Raw genomic sequence first — 23409 nt, 5'->3', positions numbered from 1 at the left:
GACGGCCGGCCTGGGATCCCCGGGCCGGCCGTCTCACTAGGCTGACGCGCATGGTCAGGACACGGGCGTGGCGGAACGGCGACGCGGCGGAACGGGACTTCCCGGTCGACCGGGTCTCGGACCTCGTCGCCGACGCGGACACCTTCGTCTGGGTCGACTACACCGACCCGGTGCACGACGACCTCGTGCAGGTCGAACAGGAGCTCGGCATCCACGCCCTCGCCGTCGAGGACGCCGTCGAGCAGGGCCAGCGCCCGAAGCTCGACCGGTACCGCGACAGCCTGTTCCTCGTGGTCTACGACGTCGGCGGTCTCGGCGAGGACGGCGAGCTCGTCACCCACGAGGTGAAGGCGTTCGTCACCGAGCACGCCCTCGTCACCATCCACGGGGCCGACGTCGACACCGCCGCGATGGAGCACCGGCTCGACGCGAACGCCGACGTGGCCGAGCACGGTGTGCCGTGGCTCGTCTGGGCGTTGCTCGACGCCGTCGTCGACCACGCCACCGAGACCGTGGAGGACATCGAGCGACGGATCGACGACCTCGAGGACGACCTGTTCGAGCGGGGCAACGCCCGCGAACAGCAGATCCAACGCCGGTCGTTCCGCCTCCGCAAGGCCCTCGGCGTGCTGCGGCGGCTCGTCGTCCCGACCCGCGACAGCGTCGCGTCGCTGCTGCACGGCGACGCGGAGACGATCTCGGACGGCATCCGGCCCTACTTCCGCGACGTCGAGGACCACCTGGTGTCGATCTCGGACTCCGTCGAGCAACTGCGCGACGCCGTCTCGAGTGTCCTCGACACGAACCTCAACCTGGCGTCGAACCGGCAGAACACCGTGATGAAGAAGGTGACGAGCTGGGCCGCGATCATCGCGATCCCCACCGCCATCACCGGCTTCTTCGGGCAGAACGTGACGTTCCCGGGCGAGGGTGCGTGGAGCGGGTTGTACGTCTCGCTCGCGCTCATCGTCGCGTCGTCGCTCGTGCTCTACCGCGTCTTCAAGGCCCGCGACTGGCTCTGACCGCGACCGCGCGTCGGAGCGCGAGCACCCCGGCGGCCACGCGCTCAGATCGCGAGCGCGAGCACCCCGGCGACCACGGTGAGCGGCGCCGCGATGCACCCGAGCAGCATGTACTTGCCCCACGACAGGTGCACGCCCTCGGCCGACAGCCGTGCGTGCCACAGCAGGGTGGCGAGCGAGGCCCACGGCGTCACCAGACACCCGGCGTTCACGCCGATGAGGAGCGCCGCGTACCGCACGGCCTCGTGACCGGCAGCGGGCTCGAGCACGAGGTACGCGGGCAGGTTGTCGATCGCGTTCGCCGCCACCGCTCCCCCGGCGCCGAGCAGCAGGAGCGGTCCGGTCCCGGTGCCGTCGCCGAGCGCCCGCACGATCGGGTCGGTGAGCCCGGTGCTGTGCAGGGTCTCGACCACGACGAAGAGCCCGGCGGCGAACAGCAGCGTCGACCACGGCACCCGCGACGGCCGGAGCTCGGCGGGCGACCGGAACGCCGCGACGACGACGAGCACGAGGGCACCGGCCACGGCCGCGATCCAGACCGTCACCCCGGCGGTGAGCGCCACGACGAGCGCTACGAGCACACCGGACGCCGCCCAGAACGACACCGGGTCGGACGGACGCCGCACCGACACCGGCGTGTAGCGCCCGAAGAGCTTGCCGCGGAACACCACGAGCAGGACGGCGCACGGCACGACGACCCCGGCGACGGCCGGCCAGGCCATCAGCCCGGCGAAGGGCAGCGGGCCGCCGAGGCCCATCCGGTCGACGGCGAGCAGGTTCGTCAGGTTCGACACCGGCAGCAGCAGGGACGCGGTGTTCGCGAGCCAGACGGTGGTGAGCGCGAACGGCATCGGCGGCAGCCCGACCCGGCGCGCCAGTGAGATCACGATCGGGGTGAGCAGTACCGCGGTCGTGTCGATCGACAGGAAGACCGTGCAGAGCACGGCGAGGACCACGACGGCGCCCCAGAGCCCGATCGTGCGTCCGCCGCCGACACGTGCCGCGACGTCGGCGAGCCGGTCGAACACCCCGGCGTCCGCAGCGAGCTCGGCGACGATCGTCAGCCCGAGGACGAACCCGAGGACGGGCAGGACCCGCTCGGCCAGGACCCCGAGGTCGCCGAGCGGCAGCAGGCCGAGCGCGACGCACACCGCGCCGATGACGAGCAGCACTGCTCCGATGACGGCCTGACGCACGGGCGCTCCTCCACGAGTGCGCCGGGCAGGGTGTCCGGCGGCGCTCCAATGTACTGACCGGTAGCGTTGGCAGCACGACGACAGGAGGCCTCTGTGCGCAAGTTCATGTTCAACGGTGCGGTGTGGAGTTCGCTCATCAGCGGCTACAGCGTGCTCCAGACCACCCGCCAGGGACCCCGCGACTGGCGGCTCGCCCTGACGTGGGTCGCGTGGATCGCGACCACGATCGTGGCGATCGGCACGGTGGTCGAGGACGACCGCGCCGTCAAGGCGCGCCAGCCGTAGGTCGCGATCGCGACCACACGACGGACGGGAGGCCCGGTGCCAGCTGGCACCGGGCCTCCCGTCCGTCCTGTGTCGGCTCCGGAGCCCGTCAGCGCTCCGCAGGCGGGATGTCGGACGTCTGGATCGGACCGGTGAAGAGCGCCGCGCGGTCCTCCTGCCCCGGCGCGAACAGCGCCGAGTCGGCAGCGGTCGACGCCGTGCGCCGCCGCGGTGCGGTCTCGTCGACCATGAGCACGCGCTGGACCGGCAGGGCGTCGGGGTGGGTGCGCTGGATCCACTCGACGAGTTCCTCGCGGATGTAGCAGCGCAGGTCGAACAGCGACGGTGCGTCGTGCGACGTCGCGAGGACCCGCACCCGCACGTACCCCTGCACGGCGTCGGTGACCTGCAGCACCTTGACGCGGCGGTCCCACAGCTCGGTGCGGTCGAGGATCCGGTCGAGCTCCTCGCGCATCTCCCCCGGACGGACCCGCCAGTCCAGGTCCATCTCGACGGCACCGAGCAGTTCGCTGTTGGTGCGCGTCCAGTTCTCGAACGGGGTGCTCGTGAAGTACGTCGACGGCAGCACGAAGCGCCGGTCGTCCCACAGGTGCACGACCACGTAGGTCAGGGTGATCTCCTCGATCCGCCCCCACTGCTGCTCGACCACGACGACGTCGTCGACGCGGATCGACCCGGAGAACGCGAGCTGCATGCCCGCGAAGACGTTGCCGAGCGTCGACTGCGCCGCCAGACCCGCGACGACCGAGATGAGTCCGGCGCTCGCGAGGACGCTCGCGCCCGCCGCCTCGACCCCGTCGAAGGTGAGCAGGATCGCGCCGACGGCGATGATGACGAGCACGGCGACGGTCAGCCGCCGGATGATGAGGACCTGCGTGCGGATGCGGCGGGCCTGGCGGTTGTCGGGGACGTCGATCCGGAACCGGTGCAGGCCGAGGTCCTCGAGGAAGATCGCGATCTGGCACGCCAGCCAGCAGCCCACCGCGATCGTGACGATGAGGAACCCGTGCACGACCTCGTCGCGCCACGGGTACGCGTCGGCGTCGCGCGGGACGCTCGAGGTGAACGCGATCCAGAGCAGGACCACGAGCAGGGTGGTGCGGAACGGGTGCTTCGCCCGGCGCGAGAGCACGCCGGCCCACCGTTCCCGTCGCGCGACCGTCCGCAGCACCAGGTGCAGGACGACCGCGGCGACGGCGGTGATGAGGAGGGCGAACCCGATCGCGACCAGGAGTCGGAGGAGGATGTCCATCCCTCCATGCAAGCAACGAAACGACAGGCGTCGTTCAGAAAACCGGCCCAGGACGCGACCGAGGCCCGGTGCGCACGACGCGCACCGGGCCTCCTGTCCGACCTGCTGACTACTTGCCGGACGTGAGCGAATCGACGAAGTCCTGGTGCTCGGAAGCCCACTTCTCCGTGATCGCGGGGTACTCGCTGGCCTTCGCGCCGCTGTTCACGAGCGCGTTCTCGAGCGAGTAGAGGGTGTCGGAGTCCATCGAGAAGTCCTCCATCCACTTCGACGCCTGCGGGAAGTCCTGCTCGAAGTCCTTCTTGGCGATCGTGTGGATCTCCTCGTTCTTGCCGAGCGCACCCTTCGGGTCCTTCAGGTCCTTGATCGGGAAGGCGTCGTACGCCCAGTGCGGACGCCACAGCGTCACGACGACGTCCTCCTTCTTCGCGATCGAGGCCTTGAGGTCGGCGAGCATCGCCGGCGTCGAACTCGTGATGAAGTCCATGCCGTCCAGGCCGTACTGCGGGATGACCTGGTCGGACACGACCTTCGTCTCACCGGCGGCCGGCTCGATGCCGATGATCTTGTTGCCGAACTCGGACGCGTGCGCCTTGAGCTCGTCGATCGAGTCGATGTCCGAGTACTTCGGCACCGCCAGTTCCAGCGACGCCTGCTCGTTCCAGGCACCGAGGTCCGTCAGGTCCTTGCCGTAGGTGTCCATGTACTCCTTGTGCGTGTTCGGCAGCCAGGTGTCGAACACGACGTCGTAGTCGCCGGATGCCAGGCCCGTGTACGCGGGTGCGACGTCGGAGTTCGTGAGCTGGACGTCGTAGCCCTTCTGCTCGAGCACGTGCTTCCAGAGGTAGCTGGCGGCGGTGTCCTCGTCCCAGCCGTTGAAGACGACGACGTGCATCGACTTCTGGTCGCCGTTGTCGACGGTGCCGGAGGCCCCGTAGTAGCCGGGCGGCATGCAGGCGGACAGGCCGACGGCGGTGGCGACGGCGAGGACGGCCGCCGCGAGGGTGCGCTTGGTTCGCTTGGTTCGCTTCATGGTCTGGTCCTTCCTCACGCGCTGGTCGTCTGCGGCTCGCGCCGGCGGTCGGCCGGGGCTGCTTCGGTGGTGGCGGCGGTCTGGGCGGTCGCCGCGTTCGGCGTCGCGGTCACGGTGGGCTTGCGCTTGCGCTTCCACGGCCGGGAGGCACCACTCGCGTCGCCGCCGAGCGCTGCGGTCAGGCGGTCCAGCAGGATCGCCAGCACCACGACCGACAGGCCGGCTTCGGCCCCGAGCCCGACGTCGATGCGGTTCAGCGAGGCGACGATCTGCTCGCCGAGGCCGCCGGCGCCGACCATGCCGGCGATGACGACCATCGACAGCGACAGCATGATGACCTGGTTGACGCCGGCCATGATGCTGGCCTTCGCCAACGGCAGCTGGATCTGACGGAGGATGCGCCACGGGCTCGACCCGAAGGCGGCACCGGCCTCGACGACCTCGCTCGGCACCCCGCGGATGCCGAGCTCGGTGAGCCGGACGCCGGGGGCCATCGCGAAGACGATCGTCGCGACGATGCCGGGGACGACGCCGACGCGGAACAGCAGCAGCGCCGGGATCAGGTAGACGAACGCCGGGGTCGTCTGCATGAAGTCCAGGACCGGTCGGATGATCCGGCTCGCGGCGTCGGACCGGGCGGCCCACACCCCGAGCGGGATGCTGAGGACGACGGCCAGGCCGGCGGCGACCACGACGAGCGCGAGGGTGTTCATCGCGTTCGTCCACTGCCCGACGCTGACGATGAACAGCAGACCGATGGCCGCGCCGAGCGCGAGCTTCCAGCCCTTCGCCAGGAACGCCAGCACGACGAGGACCGCGACGACGACCCAGAACGGCGGGGTGGACAGGAAGTACTCCATCCACGCGTCCATCCACGTGAACACGTAGCGGACGACGTCGAAGAAGCCGGACAGGTAGGTCGTGATCCAGTCGACGACCGCGGCGACCCAGGTGCCGAGGGGCAGGTGGAAGTCACCGAAGGAGTTGGTACCGGGGGTGATCATGCGTGGTCTCCTTCGGTGGCGGGCTCGCCGGTGTGGGCAGGCGTCTCGCCGGTCGCGGCGAGGGTCGAGTCCATGTCGGAGTCGGAGATGCGGGTGACCGGTTCGAGCACCGGGATCGGCATGGTCGCAGTCGGCACGTTGCCGAGTGCTGCCAGGAGCGTGACGCGGGGGACGACGCCGAGCAGGCGCTCCTCGTCGTCGACCACGGCGATCGGCAGGGGTGACTCGACGGCGAGCTCGAACAGGTCGGTCAGCGCGGTGTCGGGGGCGACCCGGGCGTACTCGGTGTTCACGATCGCGTCGAGGTTCGTGTCGCCGGCCTTCACCTGGCGCATCACGTGCCGGTCGCGGACCCAGCCCTCGAGCTTCCGGCCACGACCGGTGACGAAGAGCGCGGCGGTCTGCAGGTCGCGCATGGTGCGCAGTGCGCCACGAGGCCCCACGGTCAGCGGGACGGTGGCGCGGGCCGGTTCCATGACGCTCGCGGCGGTGAGCACGCGGGCCCGGTCGACGTCCTGCACGAACTGGGCGACGTAGTCGTTCGCCGGGTCGGTGAGGATGTCCTCCGGCGACCCGATCTGGACGATCCGGCCGTCGCGCATCACGGCGATCCGGTCGCCGAGGAACATCGCCTCGTTGAGGTCGTGCGTGATGAAGACGATGGTCTTGCCGAGCCGCTGCTGCAGGTCGACGAGCTGCTCCTGCATCTCGCGGCGGATGAGCGGGTCGAGCGCGCTGAACGCCTCGTCCATGAGCAGGACGTCGGTCTCGGCGGCGAGGGCGCGGGCGATGCCGACGCGCTGCTGCATGCCCCCCGACAGCTCGTCGGGCTTCGCGTCGGCCCAGACGTCCAGGCCGACCAGGTCGATGACCTCACGGGCCTTCGCGAGGCGCGTCGTCTTGTCGACACCGTTCACCTCGAGGCCGTACGCGACGTTCTCGAGCACGGTGCGGTGCGGCAGCAGGGCGAAGTGCTGGAAGACCATCGACACGCTGGACCGGCGGATGTCGCGGATCCCCTTCGGCGTCGCGCCGGTCACCGTGCGGCCGCCGATCTCGACGCTGCCGGCGGTGGGCTCGAGCAGGCCGTTGAGCATCCGGATGAGGGTCGACTTGCCGGAGCCGGACAGCCCCATGACGACGAAGATCTCGCCGGGCCGGACGTCGAAGGACGCGTCGATGACCGCGGCGGATCCCTGCTCGCGGACCTCGTCGCGGGTGGCACCGGCGGCGAGGCGGCGGACGGCCTCGGCCGGTCGGCGGCCGAACACCTTGTAGACCTCGCGGACGCTGACCGCCGGCGACGTGGTCGGGTCCGGGGACGTGCCGGTGGGGTCCGGCGACGGGGTGTGCCGGCTCTCGGGTGGTGCGATGGACAACTGGGCTCCTCGCGTCGCCACGGCGAACGAGCGCGCGTGCGGCGACGGTGTGGTTGCGGACGGGTCGTCCGGGACGGTGCGCGCGGCCACGTCGAGCCCCGCGCAACGGCGCAGGGCGAGCGATCACGCACGCAGGGACCACGCTCGGGGCGGTCCCGGTCCGGCCGACCGTACGGCCCCGGCACTACTGGCCGTGGACGCGTCCTGGTCGTCGTGTCCCCGACCATCGGGCCTGTGGGGACGTTCAAACCTAACGGTGTCTTGTCCCCCGATCACAATCGACGTCCGCCGGAATCCCGGCACCGCTGTACCCCGTCCTCGGCGTGTCGCCCACGCACATGGGGATCGCGATCGTGACCGTCTCGTTACAGATCAGCTCGTTCGGAGGTTTGTGTGCCGCCCCGGTTCCGTGCGCATGTAGGTTGGCGCGCATGACAGCGCAGAACGACACGGGCGTGAACCGTGCTCCGGCGAACGACTTCTCGCACGAGCAAGAGGGCTACCAGCACGGTCTGAAGCCCCGGCAGCTGCAGATGATCGCGATCGGTGGGGCCATCGGCACCGGACTCTTCCTCGGTGCGGGTGGACGACTCCACACCGCGGGCCCCGCGCTCGCGCTGACCTACCTGATCTGCGGCATCTTCGCGTTCTTCATCCTGCGCGCCCTCGGCGAGCTCGTGCTGCACCGTCCGTCGTCGGGGTCGTTCATCTCCTACGCCCGCGAGTTCTACGGCGAGAAGTTCGCCTACGCCGCCGGCTGGATGTACTTCCTGAACTGGGCGATGACCTCGATCGTCGACACCACCGCCGTCGCGATCTACCTGCAGTACTGGTCCGCGTTCACCGCCGCACCGCAGTGGCTCCTCGCGTTGATCGCCCTGGTCGTCGTGCTCGCCGCCAACATGGTCGCGGTCAAGGTGTTCGGCGAACTCGAGTTCTGGTTCGCGCTCATCAAGGTCGCCGCACTCGTCGCGTTCCTCGTCGTCGCGATCATCTGGCTCGTCTTCGCGTTCCCGGTCGAGGCCGGCGGCGAAGCCGTCCGCACGGGCTTCTCGATCTGGGGCGACAACGGCGGACTGTTCCCGAACGGGCTGCTCCCCGCGGTCATCGTGATCCAGGGCGTCGTCTTCGCGTACGCGGCGATCGAGCTCGTCGGCACCGCGTCCGGTGAGACGCAGAACACCGAGAAGGTCATCCCCCGCGCCATCAACTCCGTCGTGTTCCGCATCGCGGTCTTCTACGTCGGGTCGATCATCCTGCTCTCCCTGCTCCTGCCGTACACGGCGTACAAGGAGGGCGAGAGCCCGTTCGTGACGTTCTTCTCGTCGCTCGGCAACCCGCAGGTCGGGTCGATCGTCGGCGGCATCATGAACTTCGTCGTGCTCACGGCGGCACTGTCGTCGCTCAACGCCGGCCTGTACTCGACCGGTCGCGCCCTGCACTCGATGGGCATGAACGGCTCGGCGCCGAAGTGGACCACCAAGATGTCGAAGGGCGGTGTGCCGTACGCCGGCATCCTGCTCACCGCCGGCTTCACGGTCGCCGGCGTCGTCCTGAACTACTTCGTCCCGAGCCAGGCGTTCGAGATCGCGCTGAACATCGCGAGCCTCGGCATCATCACGGCGTGGGGCACGATCATCCTCTGTCAGATGCGGCTCCGGTCGTGGGCGAAGCAGGGACTGGCGAAGGAGCCGTCGTTCAAGCTGCCCGGCGCCCCGGTGACCGCGTGGCTCACCCTGGCGTTCCTGGCGTCGGTCATCGTGCTGATGGCGATCGACTACCCCGTCGGCACCTACACGATCGCGTCGCTCGTGATCGTGATCCCGCTGCTCGTCGTCGGCTGGTTCCTGCAGCGCGACCGCATCCTGCGCATCGCCTCGCTCCGACAGGGCGTCACCGGTCCGTACCCGATCGGTGTCCGTGACCCGGCGAACCAGGTCCGTCGCGACGGTGAGGACGGCGGCGAGCAGAAGGGCTCCGACGGCACCGTCTGATCTGTCCCCGGAGCGCAGCACGTCGCGCGCCGAGTGCAGTGGGTCCGGCACCCGTCGGTACGATCGGCGGGTGCCGGACCGCTCTGTCTCCCCTGCGTCTGTTCCCCCCACCCTCGATCTCCAGCTGAGCTGGCGAGGCGCGTACGGACGCCTGCGGGTGTTCCCCGACCGCCTGGAGGCCGAGACCGACTACGAGCGCGAGGCGCGGATCTCCGTGCCGATGGACGCGGTGTCGGGGTGGCGGCTCGGACCGTGCGACGAGGACGCCGTCTGCGTCGAGTTCGTCACGGAGCCGGAGACGTTCCGCGTGCTGCTCGACACCTCGGACGAGCAGCTCGCCGCGCTGGCCATCCAGAAGGTGCTCGGACCGCCGCTCACCACCGGCTGACGGTCCGCGGGCGCTGCGCTCAGGCGTCGCCCTCCGGGGCGAACTGCGTGACGCGGAACGTGGCGCCCTGCGGGTCCCGCAGTTCGGCCGCACGCGTCCACGGACCCTGCCAGGTACCGAGCACGGCGCCGCCGAGCTCCTCGGCCCGTGCGGCGGCGGCGTCACGGTCCGCCACGCTGAACGACACGTGCCAGTCGTCCGGCCCGTCGTCGAGTCGGGTGAGGGCGCCGATGACGTCCGCGAAGCCCTCCGGTGCGCCGACCTGCCGTTCGCGGATGTCGGGGTCGGAGGTGGCCGCGAGGTGGTCCCCGTAGCCGGGCAGCCGGACCATGGCGCTCGGGCCCTCCTCGATGCCGGAGACCCGCCAGCCGAACAGCTGCTCGTAGAACGAGACCGCCTGCTCCGGTTCGGTCGAGCGGAGGTCACTGAAGACCCAACCACCGGGGGCGTTGATGTGCTGCGACCCGAGCCGCTCGCGCGCCTGCCAGAGTCCGAACGCCGCACCACGCGGATCGACGCAGTCGACGCTGCGGCCCGCGGCGCCACCCGGCCCAGCGTCCTCCGCCGGAGCGGCGGTGCCACCGAGCTCGACGACCCGTGCGGCCACCGCGTCGGCGTCGTCCACGGCGATGTACGTCGTCCACGACGCCGGCTCGTCACCCGAGGCGATCGCGCCGACCTCTCGTCCGTCGATGCTCACGATCCGGTACGAGCCGGGGACCCCGGGCGGCAGGCGCTCCTCGAAGTCCCAGCCGAACAGACCGCCGTAGAACGCCTGCGCGGCGTCGGGGTCCGGGTGTCGTCCGTCGATCCAGCTCGGCACGCCCTGCGGGTAGGTGCGAGGGGTCTGGTCCGTCATGGTGTCTCCCGAGGTCGCCGACGCGCAGGTCGGATGCCCCAGGTCTACCGCTGACCGCCGACGTCGGCCGGGTCGGTCGCCGGGCCGGTCGCCGGGCCGGTCGTCGGGTCAGTCGTCGGTGTCGACCTGGTCGGTGACGACGTCGCCCGAACCGGCGTCGATCCGGACGCTGTGCTTGGTGCCGGACCCGTCGACGACGTCACCCTCCCAGACCACCGTGCCGAGGTGGTCGTCGAGGCCGAGCTCGGTGATCGAACCGGCGTGCAGGTCCTCGAAGGCGCTGACGGCCTTGCTGACGTCGAGGTCGGCCGCTGCGACGAACCGGTCGTGCTCGGCACGGTCGTCGGTGTCCGCGGTCTCGGTCTGCGGGGTACCGGTCACCCCGGTGCCGGCGGCGTCGGTGTGCACCTCGTGCTCGGCGCCGTCCTTCGTCACGACGAGGACCTCGTACGCGCTGCCACGCTGCTCCTGCTCGACCGAGATGACGGTGCCGGAGCCGACGCTCCCGCGTGCGGTCGCGACAGCGGCGAGCAGGGCGTCGTTCGACGTGGCCGGGGCGGCGGTCACGGACGCGCCACCCGACGTGCCGGTGGTGGCGCCCGTCGCGGCCGATCCGTTCGAGGACGACGCCGCCGAGTCGGACGGCCCGTCGGTGGAGCAGCCGGTGAGGGCGAGCGCGGCCACGACGGGCAGGGCGGCGAGGGCGGCGACGCGGCGGGCGGAGGGCTTCTGGAGCTGGGTGCGGAAGGTCATGGGACGAGCATGTCGTCGGGGTGCTGAAGCAGACCTGAAGCCGCCTGTTCAGCCGCCGAGTGCGATGCGCACGACGAACCGCGCCCCGCCGAGCGGCGAGTCCGCCACCGTCGCCTCGCCGCCGTGCGCCCGGACGGCGTCCCGCACGATCGCCAGACCGAGGCCGGCACCACCGGCGTCGCGGCTGCGGGCCTCGTCGAGCCGGACGAACCGCTCGAACACCCGGTCGCGCTCGGCCGCCGGGGTCCCGGAGCCGTCGTCGTCCACGGTCAGCACCGCGGCGCCGTCCTGCTCGACCAGGGCCACCGCGACGCGCGACGTCGCGTGCCGGACGGCGTTGTCGACGAGGTTCCGGACCACGCCGGTGAGGAGCCGTTCGTCGCCGAGCACGCGTGCGGCGGAGATCCCGGAGCCGTCGACCCGGATCGCACGGTCACCGGTCGCACCAGCCGGCACCCGGGCCCGCGTCCGCGCGACGGCGTCGAGTGCGAGGTCGTCGAGGTCCACGGGACGACGGACACCCGCGCCGCCCTCGTCGAGCCGTGACAGCTCGAGCAGCCCGGTGACGAGGTCCTGCAGGCGCACGGCCTCGGACCGCACGACGTCGGAGAACTCGGCCACGTCCGTCCGGTCCGGGTACGCGACGGCGACCTCGGCGTGCTGGCGGAGGGACGCGATCGGCGACCGCAGCTCGTGCGAGGCGTCGGACACGAACTGCCGCTGCCCCGCCGCGGATCGGTCGAGCCGGTCGAGCATGGCGTTCATGGTGGTCGCGAGCCGGGCGATCTCGTCGCCGGTGTCCGGCACGACCACGCGGGCGTCGGGCTGCGCGGCACGGATCGTCTCGACCTCGGTGCGCATCCGTTCCACCGGCCGCAACGACCGCCCGGTCACGGACCAGGTCACGATCCCGAGCACGAGGACGAGCACCGGCACCCCGACGGCGAGGAGCACCACGGCGGTCCGGATGGCGGTGTCGGTCTGCTCGAGGGAGACGCCGTACACCAGGGTCGCCTCACCCCCACCGGGCAGGTCGACGTCGTCGGCGACGAGCAGCCAGCGTTCGCCGTCGTGCGACCACCGGGACTCGTCGGCGGTCGACAGGGCCGGAGCGTCGGCGTCCTCACCGTGTGCGAGGACCGAGCCGCCGTCACCGACCACCTGCACCAGGACGTCCTCGTAGTCGGTCACCGCACCGGCACCGTCGGACTCGACCCGTGACGACACCTGTTCGAGCCCGGCCTCGGCGGACGTCCGTACCCCGTCGAGCAGCACCAGGCGGAGCACCACGACGAACCCCACGGCACCGACGACCAGGGCGGCGAGCACTACGACGCCGGCGCCGAGCGTGGTCCGCGCGCGCACGGACCGGAAGCGGCGCGTGCGCCCCGTCCCCCGGTCAGCCACCGTCAGGCGCCAGTCGGTAGCCCGCACCGCGGACGGTCTCGAGTGACGTCCGTCCGAACGGCCGGTCGAGCTTGCGCCGGAGGTGCCCGACGTACACCTCGACGATGTTCGGGTCGCCCTCGAAGTCGACGTCCCAGACGTTCTCGATCACCTCGCGCTTCGAGCACACCTGCCCGGAGCGCCGCGCGAGGTACTCGAGCACCGCGAACTCCCGGCTCGTCAGGTCGACCGGGGTCCCGGCACGCGTCACCGTCCGTGCGGCCGGGTCGACGACCAGGTCGCCGAGGGTCAGCACCGCCGGGCGTTCCCGCGCACCACGGCGGACGAGCGCGCGCAGCCGGGCGACGAGGACCGGGTGTGAGAAGGGCTTCGTGACGTAGTCGTCGGCGCCGGCGTCGAGGGCCTCGACCTGGTCCCACTCGCCGTCCTTGGCGGTGAGCATGAGCACCGGCGTCCAGTCCTGGTCGGCCCGGAGCTGGGCGCAGACCGCCCATCCGCTCATCCCCGGCATCATCAGGTCGAGGACGATCGCGTCGTAGCGGAACTCGCGGGCGTGCCACAGGCCGTCGACGCCGTCGTGGGCGACGTCGACCGCCCACCCCTCGGCCTCGAGGCCGCGACGGACGCCGTCGGCGAGCCGCACCTCGTCATCGACCACCAGGACACGCATGGCGACGATCCTGCCGTGCCGCCCTGAAGCAGCGCTGAAGCGACGCCCGACGGCGATCGGCTCAGACCAGCAGCAGGATCCCGGCGACGACCGCGGCCACGGCGATGGCGAGCGCGATGAGCAGCAGCACGAGGTGCACCGTGTAGAACGTCGTCGGCTTGCCCGCGGCGTCCCGCGCGCGGGTGTCCTTCGCGACGCGCTGGAAGAAGCGCGGCCAGGTGACGACGTTGAAGACGGCACCGATGAACAGGACGACTGCGGCGAAGACGAGCACCGTCCGAGTCTAGACAACGAGTGTCGGTGGTGCTCGGCCGCCCCCAACGCGGCCGAGTCCCATCCGACGAGCCACAGGATCTGTAGCACTTGCTACAAACCCTACACGGGCGTCGGGAGACCGTCGAGTCACCCCTTCGGGCTACGCGGAGTCGAGCGCCGACTCGGCCTCGGCGAGGACGGCTCGCTCGGCATCGGTCAACGGCGTACGCGTCCGCCGGAGCCCGTCGTTGACCTCGACGATCGCGCGGCTCAACCGCGTCGCGGGGTCCTCGGTCGACGGGTAGGCGTTGTCGGCACCGATCCGCTCGTGCAGCGGCGCGAGACGCCGCAGCGCCGCGTCGACCCGCCGGGTGCGTCGACGTCGCGAGACCCGGTGTCCGACGACGAGCAGCAGCATGCCCGTCGAGACGCAGATCACGGCGCCGGGCGTCGTGACGTCGTACGGCAGCGCGAGGGAGCGCATCCGGTCGAGGTCCCCCGTGACGTGCGCCAGGTCCATGACCACGACGACGACCATCCGGACGACCCCGAGGACACCGCCGAGCACCAGGACCCACAGCCCGACCAGGTCCGTCGTCGTCCGGGCCTCGCGCAGGCGGAGGACGCAGATGAGGCCCGTCGCGCCGAGCGCCACCCCGAGGTACACCGTCTGCGCGATCGAGTAGACGGTCGCGGCCGGGTGCGACCCGGCGTCGAGCATGAACGTCGTCGTGGTGGCCGGCTTGTCCAGCACCACGAAGGCGACGACCACCACGACCACCACCGCGGCGCACGACACCACGATCGCGTTCCGGAGCCACGGCCGCGCCGCCCCGACCGCCTTCGCCACGCCCCAGAGCAGCGTGCTCGTGCCGGCGACCATCAGGCAGTCGCTGACCACGGTCACCAGGTTCGAGCCGCCGAGCAGTGGGTCGAGCCACCGGTACAGCGGATCGACGTTCGTGACGATGGTGCCGGCGAACAGCAGGAAGGTCACCGCCAGGGTCCGGTCCTGCCCGCGTTGCAGGACGAAGAGCGCGATCGTCCCGGCGATGAGCAGCACCGCCTGGACGACGGCGACGATCACCCGAAGACCCCGCGGAAGGCGCTCGGGCGGCCTCGGTGCCGCCGGATGAGCGTCGCGAGCGCGTCGGCGAAGACCTCGGCCTCGTGCTCGTACGCGTTCGAGAACATCCCCCGCGCCAGTGCCCGCTCGACCTTGTACTCGGGCAGGTCCGGGATGACGTCGCGGATGTAGGCCGACTGGGGCGCGTGCTCCTGGTGCCGGTGCAGGACGTGACCGAGCTCGTGGCCGATGACGAAGGCCCGGAAGGTGGGCGACGCGGTCGGCGAGATCATGATCAGGTGAGCGTGCTCGAGCGTCGCGACGAAGCCGCACACGGGCTCCGTCGCCAGGAACGCCTCTTCGCGGACGACGATGGGCTTGTCCACGACCACGGCTGCAGCTGCGACGGCCTGGTCGACGTCGGACCACCCCTCGACCGCGCCGCGCGCCCAGAAGGACTCGAGCAGCGGGTCGGTCACGCCACGCTCCCGCGCTGTGATTCCTCCTCGAGCACCTCGGCGATGCGCCGCAGCGCCTCGGGTGAGAGCTCGCCGGGGAACGTGCGGGCAGCGAACCCGCTCACGCGGGCGGAGCGCAGGGAGCGGACGAGGGCGAGCTGGGCGCCGATGCGCTCGGGGACGTCGCTGTCCTCGAGCAGGAAGCGCTCGTCGACCTCGAAGTACCCGGCGAGGAGCCGCAGGAGCTCGGTGTCGCGGTTGCGTCGGCCGTCGCCGGAGAGCATGTAGGTCCACTTCGCCCGCGAGAGCGAACCACCGTGGGCGGCGACGTACTCCTCGATCGAGGCGAACGGCACCGGGGCGCCGCGCTGGGACTCCTCGAAGTCGAGCAGCAGGTTGATGCGCCGTGCGAGTTCGGCGGCGTCCAGGACCCCGCCCCTCGGATCACCGGTCTCCATGTCGGACTCCTCCCCAGCCGTGCGTGCACGACATCGTAGCGCGGCGGACACCGTGCACGCCGTTAGCCTCGTGGGCATGGCCCGCAGCTTCCCCGCGACGATCGCCGACCCGGTCGAGCACGAGATCGTCATCACGAAGTCGCGGTTCATCACCACGGTCGCCCCGGTGTCGGACGTGGCAGACGCCGAGCGGGTCATCGCCGAGGTGAAACGCCGCCGCTGGGACGCCCGGCACAACTGCACCGCGATGGTCACCGGCACGCTCGGCGACCAGGCCCGGTCGTCGGACGACGGAGAACCGTCGGGCACGGCGGGCGTGCCGATGCTCGAGGTGCTCCGCCGCCGCGACCTCACCGACGTGGTCGCCGTCGTGACGCGCTACTTCGGCGGCGTGAAGCTCGGCGCCGGCGGACTCGTCCGCGCCTACTCGACCTCGGTCTCGGAGGCCCTCGACACCGCCGCGCTCGTCCGGCGCGAGGCGCTCACGCAGGTGCACTTCGACGCCCCGCACGCCGAGGCCGGCCGGCTCGACAACGTCCTGCGCGACTGGGTCCGGCACCACCACGCGACCCTCGGTGCGACGGCCTACGGACGTGCGGCGACGTTCGAGGTCTGGGTGCCCGCCGACGCGCTCGGGACCCTGACCGCCGACCTCGCAGCGGCCTCCGCCGGCGCCGTCGACCTCGTCGTCGGCCCGGAACGGATCGTCGACGTCGCCGCCGACTGAATCCGACCGCCGGAAGCACCTCGGGCGTGTCCCGCTCGGAACGCGTTCGCACCCCCGGAACGCACGAAGGCCCCGACTCGATGAGTCGGGGCCTTCGCGGTTGTGGTGCACCCCCTCGGACTTGAACCGAGAACCCACTGATTAAGAGTCAGTTGCTCTGCCAATTGAGCTAGAGGTGCATGTTCCGGCTTCCGTGCCGCAACGGGAATCAACAATAGCATGGGTTCTGCGCGCTCACGACCACTCGTGGGCACCAAGCGAACAGGAGCACCATGACCGACCGTCTCGCCGCCGGCGACACCGCCCCCGACTTCACGCTGCCGGACCAGGACGGCGTCGAACACTCGCTCGCCGCGCTGCGGGGCAAGAAGGTCATCGTGTACTTCTACCCGGCCGCGTCCACCCCCGGGTGCACCACCGAGGCCTGCGACTTCCGCGACAACATGTCGTCGCTGCAGGCAGCCGGCTACGAGGTCCTCGGCGTCTCGAAGGACGAGCAGGCGAAGCTCAAGACGTTCCAGCACGAGCAGGCGCTCACCTTCCCGCTGCTGAGCGACCCCGACCTGGCGGTGCACAAGGCCTACGCCGCGTGGGGCGAGAAGAACAACTACGGCAAGATCGTGACCGGCACGATCCGCTCCACGATCGTGGTCGACGAGGACGGCAGCGTCCAGCTGCCGCTCTACAACGTCAAGGCGACCGGACACGTGGCGAGCCTGCGGAAGAAGCTCGGCCTGGTCTGATGACCGGACCACAAGGCGGACGGGAGGCCCGTGGCGGCGTCGCCACGGGCCTCCCGTCCGTCTTTCGGTCGCGTCTACTCGGCCGGACGCGCGAGCGCGGCCGTCACCGACCGCGACAGCACGAACGTGATGCCGAGCAGTGCGGGGATCAGCAGGACCCAGCCGACCGCCGGCTCACGGAAGACACCCTGGAACGCGCCGATCGCGATCGCACCCTGCAGGACCTGCCAGACGATGATCCCCGACCGCACCCAGGCGCGACGCTTCCACAGGCCGTTCAGGAGCGCACCGAGCCACAGCGCCGCGACGGCCGACAGGATCGTCAGGGCGATCCCGGACGCCAGGCTCGACGCCGGCGCGACGATCAGCTCGACGACCAGGACGACCGTGACCACGACGAGCGCCGCGAACTCGAGGCCGACCACCACCAGCAGGCCGATCAGCGCGCGTGAGCGTCGCTCAGGACGGTCGACCGCGGTCGGGTCGTCATCGTGCACAGTGATCCTCCAGCATCGGAACCCTTGATTTGCCCCTACCAGTATGGAACGATATTCGAGGTCGTTTGGACGGCACGATGTGGTGTGCGTCTCCCGTGGTTCGTCGCTCCTCCCCCGAGCGTCACGCGGGCGTCAGACTCGCTTCCAGCGGACTCCTCCCCACAGTTGTCCCCTCATGCCTCATGCATGGTCAGCGTTCCGATCCCCCGAACCCCGGCCCCGGCCTGCCGTTCGAGCATCGACATCAAGGAGCACCACACATGGACTGGCGTGACAAGGCAGCTTGCCTCACCGCGGACCCCGAGCTCTTCTTCCCCGTCGGGAACACCGGGCCCGCCGTCGATCAGATCGAGAAGGCCAAGTCGGTCTGTGCGCGCTGCACGGTCACCGAGATGTGCCTGCAGTACGCCCTCGAGAACAACCAGGACTCCGGTGTCTGGGGTGGCCTCAGCGAGGACGAGCGTCGTGCGCTGAAGCGCCGCGCCGCTCGCGCCCGCCGCGCTTCCTGACCCGGGCCGGTTCCCGCAGGACACACCGACGCCCGTCGTCCCTTCGGGGGCGGCGGGCGTCGTCGTGCGCGTGGCGCGCGGGGCGGGGTGGCGCGGGCGGGGCGGCACGCCGTGCGCTGGTCCTCGGGGTTCCACAACATGCCGCGCGCTGACCGTCGAGGTCCCACAACACGCGCGATCGCACGCCGAGATGCGCAGATCTCGGAACCTCGGCGCGGCCCGAGACGCGACCGAACGACGGACGGGAGGCCCGTGGCAACGCGCCCACGGGCCTCCCGTCCGACAGCCGCCCGGGTTCCACAACACGCCGTGCGCTGATCACGGAGGTTCCGCAACACGCGCGATCGCGCGCCGAGATGCGCAGATCTCGGAACCTCACGAGCGGGCGCGGCGCGGCGCAGCGCGCGGGCTAGGCGGGAGCGGTCAGCCAGCGGAACGGGATGGTGATCGTCACCTCGGTGCCGCTGCCGGTCAGGGTGTGCCAGTCGATCGTTCCGCCGAGCTCACCCTGGATGAGCGTGCGGACGATCTGGGTGCCGAGGCCCGACCCGACCTTCCCCTCGGGCAGACCCACGCCGTTGTCACGGACCTCGATCTCCAGGTGGTCGTCGAACCGGCGGGCGACGATCTCGACCTCACCGTCGCGGCCGTCCAATCCGTGCTCGACGGCGTTCGTGACGAGCTCGGTGAGCCCGAGTGCGAGCGGCGTGGCAGCCTCGGACGGCAGCACCCCGAACTCGCCGGTCTTCTTCGGGTGCACGGTCGTGTTGTGCGACGCGGCGACCTCGGTGACGAGCTTGAGCACCGAGTCGAAGACGTCGTCGAAGTCGACCGTCTGGCTCAGGCCGCTCGACAGCGTGTCGTGCACGACCGCGATGGCTGCCACGCGGCGCATGGCGTTCTGCAGCGAGGTCCGTGCCTCGTCGGAGTGCGTCCGACGAGCCTGGATGCGCAGCAACGACGCCACCGTCTGCAGGTTGTTCTTGACGCGGTGGTGGATCTCGCGGATCGTCGCGTCCTTGGTGATGAGCTCGCGCTCCTGGTGCCGGAGCTCCGACACGTCGCGGCAGAGCACGATCGCACCGATGCGGTCGCCGTGGTCGCGGAGCGGGATCGACCGCAGCGACACCGTCACGCCCTTCGACTCGATGTCAGCCCGCCACGGAGCGCGACCGGTGACGACGAGGGGCAGGGACTCGTCGACGTCGAGCTGCGCGCCGATGAGCTCGGTGGTGACCTCGGCGAGGGACTTCCGCTCGAGCTCCCCCTCGAAGCCCATCCGGTTGAAGGCGCTCAGGCCGTTCGGGCTGGCGAACGTCACGATGCCGGCGGTGTCGAGGCGCAGCAGACCGTCACTGGCGCGCGGGGCGCCGCGGCGCGGACCGGCCGGTGCGCCGAGGTCCGGGAAGTCGCCCGTCGCGATCATGCCGAACAGGTCGTTCGCACTCGCGGTGAAGTTCAGCTCCTGGCGGCTCGGCGTCCGCATCTCGTCCTGGTTGGAGTGCCGCGTGACGACGGCGATCGGCCGCTCGGTGGTCTCTGCGCTCTTGGCACTGAGGCGCCGTAGCACCGGGATCGCACGGACCCGGGTGGGGGTGTCCTCGTACCAGTCGGGCTCGGCGGAGTCGACGACGCGGGCGCCGGCGAAGCTCTCGGTCACCTGACCGCGCCACTCCTCGCGGATCTCCTGCCCGACGATGTCGCGGTAGAACAGCGTGGCCGCGGAGCTCGGTCGGGCGTGTGCCACGGCGACGAACGAGCCGTCCTCGGCAGTCGGCACCCACAGCACCATGTCGGCGAAGGACAGGTCGGCGAGGAGCTGCCAGTCCCCCACGAGCAGGTGGAGCCACTCCACGTCGGCTTCGGAGGAACGGCCTTGCGCGAGGACGAGGTCACTGAGGGTCGACACCCAGCCAGTCTAGGTGCGCCGACTTGTGGAGAACGTCGCCCTCTCCACAGGCCCAGCAGCTTTGTATTTCTCATGTTGCACGCCCCATACGCTCGCTCCAGCAACGGAAGGGGCAGGGGTGGCGGAGCAGGCACGCCGGATCGACCACACGACGACGACGGCACACTCGCCGCCACTGACGATCGTCGAATCGCAACCGGTCGAGGAACCGGCGAGCGGCCCTCCGGACCCGGCGGACACCGCACGCGCCCTGGGACTGTGCGTCGCCGAGGTCCTGACCGGGGCCCGCGAGGTCGACAGCATCGCCCGCTGGATCACCGACGACGTGCACCGACACCTGCAGCAACGTGCAGCCGTGGCCGCGCACGCCCGCTCGGTGCGCCGACGGTCGCGGAGCCGAGCGGTGCTGCGGGTCGGCAGCGTGCTCGTCTGCCGACCGGCGGACGGCGTCGCCGAGGCGACCGTCGTCGTGCACACGCGCAGTCATGCACGCGCCGTGGCGATGCGGTTGGAGACGCGCGACGGCAGGTGGCGGGCGACCGCGATCGGCGTCCTGTAGGTGCCTGACGCGGACGGGAGGCCCGTGGCGGTGTCGCCACGGGCCTCCCGTCCGTCGTCGGTGCGCGTGGTGCGCTTGGTGAGCAGCAATGGTCGGGTCCCGACGCGGGACCCGACCATTGCTGCTCACGATGCGCTCGCGCGCACGTGGACTACTTCTTCGACGCCTGACGACGCTCGGCGCGGTTGCCGGCCGCGGCAGCCTGGCCGGAGGCCGTGGCTGCGTTGCCGAACGCGGAGCCCTGCTCGGGCTCGGCAGCTGCCTCGGCCTCGGCCTGGGCCTGCTGCGCACGCGCCGTGGCGGCCTGCTCGAGGCGGCCCTTCTCGTCGCGCACCTCGACCTCGCCGTCGATCGACGGTGCCGAGTACTCGAGGCCGGAGACCTCGTCCTCGCCGAGACCCTTGGCCTCGATGACGGCGTTCTCGCCGTCGGACTGCACCTGGACCTCGAGGTTGAACAGGTAGCCGACCGACTCTTCGCGGATCTGGCCCATCATCGTCTGGAACAGCGCGTAGCCCTCGCGCTGGTACTCGACGAGCGGGTCACGCTGCGCCATCGCGCGGAGGCCGATGCCGTCCTTGAGGTAGTCCATCTCGTACAGGTGGTCGCGCCAGCGGCGGTCGATCACCGACAGGACGACACGACGCTCGAGCTCGCGCATCGCCTCGTCGCCGAGGAGCTCCTCACGCGTGGAGTACGCCAGCTTGGCGTCGGAGAGGATCTCGCGGCCGAGGAAGTCGCGCGACGCCTTGCCCTTCGAGCCGGCCTCGGTGATGACCTCGTCGATGGAGATCGAGATCGGGTAGAGCGTGCCGAGCTCGGTCCACATGGCGTCGAGGTCCCAGTCGTCCGGCGAGCCCTCACCGGTGTGGGTGTCGATCACGTCGTCGATGACGGCCTTGAGGAACGACTGCGCGCGGTCGTGCAGGTCGTCGCCCTCGAGGATGTGGCGGCGGTCGCTGTAGATCGCTTCGCGCTGCCGGTTCAGGACGTCGTCGTACTTCAGGACGTTCTTGCGGATCTCGGCGTTCCGGCCCTCGACCTGTGCCTGGGCGGAACGGATCGCGCGGCCGACGAGCTTGTTCTCGATCGCCAGGTCGTCCGGCACGTTCGAGCGGCCCATGAGGCTCTCGGCGGCACCGGAGTTGAACAGGCGCATCAGGTCGTCGGTGAGCGACAGGTAGAAGCGGCTCTCGCCCGGGTCGCCCTGACGGCCGGAACGACCGCGCAGCTGGTTGTCGATGCGGCGCGACTCGTGGCGCTCGGTGCCGAGGACGTAGAGCCCACCGGCCGCGCGGACCTTGTCGCCCTCGACCTCGACCTCGGCCTTGACGCGGGCGAAGACCTCGTCCCACTCGGCTTCGTACTCGTCGGGGGTCTCGGTCGGCGACAGGCCCTTGGCGTGCATCTCCTGCACCGCGAGGAACTCGGAGTTGCCGCCGAGCATGATGTCGGTGCCTCGGCCGGCCATGTTCGTCGCGACGGTGACGGCGCCGAGGCGGCCGGCCTGGGCGACGATCGCGGCTTCACGCGCGTGGTTCTTCGCGTTGAGGACCTCGTGCTTCACGCCCTTCTTGGCGAGGAGCTTCGACAGGTACTCGGACTTCTCGACGCTCGTGGTGCCGACGAGGACGGGCTGCCCCTGCTCGTGGCGCTCGGCGATGTCCTCGGCGACCTGCTCGAACTTGGACTTCTCGTTCTTGTAGACCAGGTCGGTCTGGTCGATGCGCTGCATCGGCTTGTTCGTCGGGATCGGGACCACGCCGAGCTTGTAGGTCGACATGAACTCGGCCGCTTCGGTCTCGGCGGTACCGGTCATGCCGGAGAGCTTCTGGTACAGCCGGAAGTAGTTCTGCAGCGTGACCGTGGCGAGGGTCTGGTTCTCCGCCTTGACCTCGACGTTCTCCTTCGCCTCGATCGCCTGGTGGATGCCCTCGTTGTAGCGACGGCCCATCAGGATGCGGCCGGTGTGCTCGTCGACGATGAGCACCTCGCCGTTCATCACGACGTAGTCCTTGTCGCGCTTGAACAGGGCGACGGCCTTGATGGAGTTGTTGAGGAACGAGATGAGCGGGGTGTTCGCCGACTCGTACAGGTTGTCGATGCCGAGGTAGTCCTCGACCTTCTCGATGCCGGGCTCGAGCACGCCGACGGTGCGCTTCTTCTCGTCGACCTCGTAGTCCTCGCCAGGGGTCAGGCGCTTGGCGATCGAGGCGAACTCCGTGAACCACCGGTTGGCCTCGCCCGAGGACGGACCGGAGATGATCAGCGGCGTGCGGGCCTCGTCGATGAGGATCGAGTCGACCTCGTCGACGACGGCGAAGAAGTGGCCGCGCTGCACCATGTCGGAGGCCTGCCACGCCATGTTGTCGCGCAGGTAGTCGAAGCCGAACTCGTTGTTCGTGCCGTAGGTGATGTCCGCGGCGTACTGCTCGCGGCGCTCGGCCGGCGTCTGGTTGGCGATGATGCAACCGGTCGTCATGCCGAGGGCGCGGAAGACGCGACCCATGATCTCGGACTGGTACGACGCCAGGTAGTCGTTGACCGTGATGACGTGCACGCCGCGCGACGGGATCGCGTTGAGGTACGCCGCCGTCGTCGCGACGAGGGTCTTGCCCTCACCGGTCTTCATCTCGGCGATGTTGCCGAGGTGCAGGGCCGCCCCGCCCATGAGCTGCACGTCGAAGTGCCGCATGCCGAGGGTGCGCTTCGCTGCTTCCCGCACGGCGGCGAACGCCTCGGGGAGCAGGTCGTCGAGGGTCTCGCCGTTGGCGTACCGCTCGCGCAGCTCCTTCGTCTCGTCCTGGAGTTCCTCGTCGGTGAGGCTCGAGAAGTCGTCCTCGAGGTCGTTGATCGCCGAGGCGTACGCCTTCAGCCGGCGGACGGTGCGTCCTTCGCCGATGCGGAGGACCTTCTCCAGCACGTTTGCCACGTGAGCTCCTTACGGGGTCGTCGTGCGCGACCTGCGCGCCCGATCGACCAGTCA

Annotated in this window: 24 protein-coding genes and 1 tRNA gene; 8 read left to right on the top strand and 17 right to left on the bottom strand. The window is 70.5% G+C overall.

Going from position 1 to position 23409, the window contains the following annotated elements; genetic code table 11:
- Window positions 1–50: 50 nt before the first annotated feature.
- Window positions 51–1022 carry a magnesium transporter CorA family protein gene (locus M4960_RS13895; RefSeq protein WP_123292263.1) on the top strand — a complete coding sequence of 324 codons (972 nt, stop codon included), beginning with the start codon at window positions 51–53 and terminating at the stop codon, window positions 1020–1022.
- 44 nt (window positions 1023–1066) lie between these two features.
- Here M4960_RS13895 and M4960_RS13890 read toward each other — a convergent pair whose 3' ends face one another.
- Window positions 1067–2218, bottom strand: a complete 1152-nt coding sequence (locus M4960_RS13890; RefSeq protein WP_248704541.1) for an SLC13 family permease — start codon at window positions 2216–2218, stop codon at window positions 1067–1069.
- 93 nt (window positions 2219–2311) lie between these two features.
- Here M4960_RS13890 and M4960_RS13885 point away from each other — a divergent pair, with 93 nt between their 5' ends.
- Complete coding sequence (locus M4960_RS13885) at window positions 2312–2503, top strand: hypothetical protein (RefSeq protein ID WP_111085947.1); 192 nt, start codon at window positions 2312–2314, stop codon at window positions 2501–2503.
- 88 nt (window positions 2504–2591) lie between these two features.
- Here the strand turns inward: M4960_RS13885 and M4960_RS13880 are convergent, their stop codons facing one another.
- From M4960_RS13880 to M4960_RS13865, 4 genes are all read right to left on the bottom strand, one after another.
- Window positions 2592–3755, bottom strand: coding sequence for a mechanosensitive ion channel family protein (locus M4960_RS13880; RefSeq protein WP_123338999.1), 1164 nt, complete (start codon window positions 3753–3755; stop codon window positions 2592–2594).
- A gap of 109 nt (window positions 3756–3864) precedes the next feature.
- The gene (locus tag M4960_RS13875) at window positions 3865–4788 is read right to left on the bottom strand and encodes a glycine betaine ABC transporter substrate-binding protein (RefSeq protein WP_248704540.1); all 924 of its coding nucleotides are present in this window, start codon (window positions 4786–4788) and stop codon (window positions 3865–3867) included.
- 14 nt (window positions 4789–4802) lie between these two features.
- On the bottom strand, window positions 4803–5792 hold the full coding sequence (locus M4960_RS13870) for a proline/glycine betaine ABC transporter permease (protein WP_131881483.1): 990 nt from the start codon (window positions 5790–5792) through the stop codon (window positions 4803–4805).
- Entirely contained in the window at window positions 5789–7063 is a 1275-nt protein-coding gene (locus tag M4960_RS13865) for a glycine betaine/L-proline ABC transporter ATP-binding protein (RefSeq protein WP_207895534.1), read from the bottom strand. Before M4960_RS13865 ends, M4960_RS13870 begins: the two co-directional genes overlap by 4 nt.
- A 539-nt stretch (window positions 7064–7602) precedes the next feature.
- Between M4960_RS13865 and M4960_RS13860 the strand changes: the two genes are divergently transcribed.
- Window positions 7603–9165: an amino acid permease gene (locus tag M4960_RS13860; RefSeq protein ID WP_248704539.1), complete on the top strand. Its 1563-nt coding sequence runs from the start codon at window positions 7603–7605 to the stop codon at window positions 9163–9165.
- 70 nt (window positions 9166–9235) lie between these two features.
- Window positions 9236–9553 carry a hypothetical protein gene (locus M4960_RS13855; RefSeq protein WP_248704538.1) on the top strand — a complete coding sequence of 106 codons (318 nt, stop codon included), beginning with the start codon at window positions 9236–9238 and terminating at the stop codon, window positions 9551–9553.
- Between the two features lie 19 nt (window positions 9554–9572).
- Here M4960_RS13855 and M4960_RS13850 read toward each other — a convergent pair whose 3' ends face one another.
- The 8 genes from M4960_RS13850 to M4960_RS13815 form a co-directional block, all read right to left on the bottom strand.
- Window positions 9573–10412: a VOC family protein gene (locus M4960_RS13850; protein WP_248704537.1), complete on the bottom strand. Its 840-nt coding sequence runs from the start codon at window positions 10410–10412 to the stop codon at window positions 9573–9575.
- A 108-nt stretch (window positions 10413–10520) separates the two neighbouring features.
- On the bottom strand, window positions 10521–11165 hold the full coding sequence (locus M4960_RS13845; protein ID WP_248704536.1) for a PepSY domain-containing protein: 645 nt from the start codon (window positions 11163–11165) through the stop codon (window positions 10521–10523).
- Window positions 11166–11213: 48 nt separating this feature from the next.
- Entirely contained in the window at window positions 11214–12530 is a 1317-nt protein-coding gene (locus tag M4960_RS13840) for a cell wall metabolism sensor histidine kinase WalK (protein WP_248704535.1), read from the bottom strand.
- Between the two features lie 34 nt (window positions 12531–12564).
- Window positions 12565–13242: a response regulator transcription factor gene (locus M4960_RS13835; protein WP_248704534.1), complete on the bottom strand. Its 678-nt coding sequence runs from the start codon at window positions 13240–13242 to the stop codon at window positions 12565–12567.
- Window positions 13243–13303: 61 nt separating this feature from the next.
- Window positions 13304–13516 (bottom strand): SCO4848 family membrane protein, encoded by a 213-nt coding sequence (locus tag M4960_RS13830; protein ID WP_111085956.1) that lies wholly within the window; start codon window positions 13514–13516, stop codon window positions 13304–13306.
- 141 nt (window positions 13517–13657) lie between these two features.
- Window positions 13658–14584 carry a hypothetical protein gene (locus M4960_RS13825; RefSeq protein WP_248704533.1) on the bottom strand — a complete coding sequence of 309 codons (927 nt, stop codon included), beginning with the start codon at window positions 14582–14584 and terminating at the stop codon, window positions 13658–13660.
- Window positions 14581–15042 (bottom strand): ImmA/IrrE family metallo-endopeptidase, encoded by a 462-nt coding sequence (locus tag M4960_RS13820; protein ID WP_111085958.1) that lies wholly within the window; start codon window positions 15040–15042, stop codon window positions 14581–14583. The genes M4960_RS13825 and M4960_RS13820 overlap by 4 nt, the downstream gene beginning before the upstream one ends.
- A complete protein-coding gene (locus M4960_RS13815; RefSeq protein WP_123292254.1) occupies window positions 15039–15479 on the bottom strand; it encodes a hypothetical protein in 441 nt (146 codons plus the stop codon). Before M4960_RS13815 ends, M4960_RS13820 begins: the two co-directional genes overlap by 4 nt.
- Before the next feature lie 76 nt (window positions 15480–15555).
- On the opposite strand from M4960_RS13815, the gene M4960_RS13810 reads away from it, so the two are divergent.
- Window positions 15556–16206 carry a YigZ family protein gene (locus tag M4960_RS13810; RefSeq protein WP_260097402.1) on the top strand — a complete coding sequence of 217 codons (651 nt, stop codon included), beginning with the start codon at window positions 15556–15558 and terminating at the stop codon, window positions 16204–16206.
- Between the two features lie 103 nt (window positions 16207–16309).
- Here M4960_RS13810 and M4960_RS13805 read toward each other — a convergent pair.
- A tRNA-Lys gene (locus tag M4960_RS13805) sits at window positions 16310–16385 on the bottom strand.
- A gap of 93 nt (window positions 16386–16478) precedes the next feature.
- Here M4960_RS13805 and bcp point away from each other — a divergent pair.
- On the top strand, window positions 16479–16949 hold the full coding sequence (bcp, locus tag M4960_RS13800) for a thioredoxin-dependent thiol peroxidase (protein WP_123672221.1): 471 nt from the start codon (window positions 16479–16481) through the stop codon (window positions 16947–16949).
- 74 nt (window positions 16950–17023) lie between these two features.
- Here bcp and M4960_RS13795 read toward each other — a convergent pair whose 3' ends face one another.
- Window positions 17024–17446 (bottom strand): hypothetical protein, encoded by a 423-nt coding sequence (locus tag M4960_RS13795; protein ID WP_131881465.1) that lies wholly within the window; start codon window positions 17444–17446, stop codon window positions 17024–17026.
- Window positions 17447–17706: 260 nt separating this feature from the next.
- On the opposite strand from M4960_RS13795, the gene M4960_RS13790 reads away from it, so the two are divergent.
- Complete coding sequence (locus M4960_RS13790) at window positions 17707–17955, top strand: WhiB family transcriptional regulator (RefSeq protein WP_017888820.1); 249 nt, start codon at window positions 17707–17709, stop codon at window positions 17953–17955.
- Between the two features lie 409 nt (window positions 17956–18364).
- Here M4960_RS13790 and M4960_RS13785 read toward each other — a convergent pair whose 3' ends face one another.
- Entirely contained in the window at window positions 18365–19864 is a 1500-nt protein-coding gene (locus tag M4960_RS13785) for a sensor histidine kinase (RefSeq protein WP_111085963.1), read from the bottom strand.
- Between the two features lie 118 nt (window positions 19865–19982).
- Here M4960_RS13785 and M4960_RS13780 point away from each other — a divergent pair, with 118 nt between their 5' ends.
- Window positions 19983–20423, top strand: a complete 441-nt coding sequence (locus tag M4960_RS13780) for an Rv3235 family protein (RefSeq protein WP_123292251.1) — start codon at window positions 19983–19985, stop codon at window positions 20421–20423.
- A 151-nt stretch (window positions 20424–20574) separates the two neighbouring features.
- Here M4960_RS13780 and secA read toward each other — a convergent pair whose 3' ends face one another.
- The gene (secA, locus tag M4960_RS13775; protein ID WP_123292250.1) at window positions 20575–23355 is read right to left on the bottom strand and encodes a preprotein translocase subunit SecA; all 2781 of its coding nucleotides are present in this window, start codon (window positions 23353–23355) and stop codon (window positions 20575–20577) included.
- Between the last annotated feature and the right edge of the window lie 54 nt (window positions 23356–23409).

Source organism: Curtobacterium sp. MWU13-2055 (assembly GCF_023242305.1).
Classification (GTDB): domain Bacteria; phylum Actinomycetota; class Actinomycetes; order Actinomycetales; family Microbacteriaceae; genus Curtobacterium.
This window is presented reverse-complemented; position numbering and strand designations above follow the sequence as displayed.

Excerpts from the sequence above, each read along its gene's own strand:
- M4960_RS13875 (WP_248704540.1), bottom strand. The coding sequence starts at position 4,788 with ATGAAGCGAACCAAGCGAACCAAGCGCACCCTCGCGGCGGCCGTCCTC.
- bcp (WP_123672221.1), top strand. The coding sequence starts at position 16,479 with ATGACCGACCGTCTCGCCGCCGGCGACACCGCCCCCGACTTCACGCTG.
- M4960_RS13895 (WP_123292263.1), top strand. The coding sequence starts at position 51 with ATGGTCAGGACACGGGCGTGGCGGAACGGCGACGCGGCGGAACGGGAC.
- M4960_RS13845 (WP_248704536.1), bottom strand. The coding sequence starts at position 11,165 with ATGACCTTCCGCACCCAGCTCCAGAAGCCCTCCGCCCGCCGCGTCGCC.
- M4960_RS13790 (WP_017888820.1), top strand. The coding sequence starts at position 17,707 with ATGGACTGGCGTGACAAGGCAGCTTGCCTCACCGCGGACCCCGAGCTC.
- M4960_RS13880 (WP_123338999.1), bottom strand. The coding sequence starts at position 3,755 with ATGGACATCCTCCTCCGACTCCTGGTCGCGATCGGGTTCGCCCTCCTC.
- M4960_RS13815 (WP_123292254.1), bottom strand. The coding sequence starts at position 15,479 with ATGGAGACCGGTGATCCGAGGGGCGGGGTCCTGGACGCCGCCGAACTC.
- M4960_RS13835 (WP_248704534.1), bottom strand. The coding sequence starts at position 13,242 with ATGCGTGTCCTGGTGGTCGATGACGAGGTGCGGCTCGCCGACGGCGTC.
- M4960_RS13810 (WP_260097402.1), top strand. The coding sequence starts at position 15,556 with ATGGCCCGCAGCTTCCCCGCGACGATCGCCGACCCGGTCGAGCACGAG.
- M4960_RS13860 (WP_248704539.1), top strand. The coding sequence starts at position 7,603 with ATGACAGCGCAGAACGACACGGGCGTGAACCGTGCTCCGGCGAACGAC.
- M4960_RS13850 (WP_248704537.1), bottom strand. The coding sequence starts at position 10,412 with ATGACGGACCAGACCCCTCGCACCTACCCGCAGGGCGTGCCGAGCTGG.
- M4960_RS13870 (WP_131881483.1), bottom strand. The coding sequence starts at position 5,792 with ATGATCACCCCCGGTACCAACTCCTTCGGTGACTTCCACCTGCCCCTC.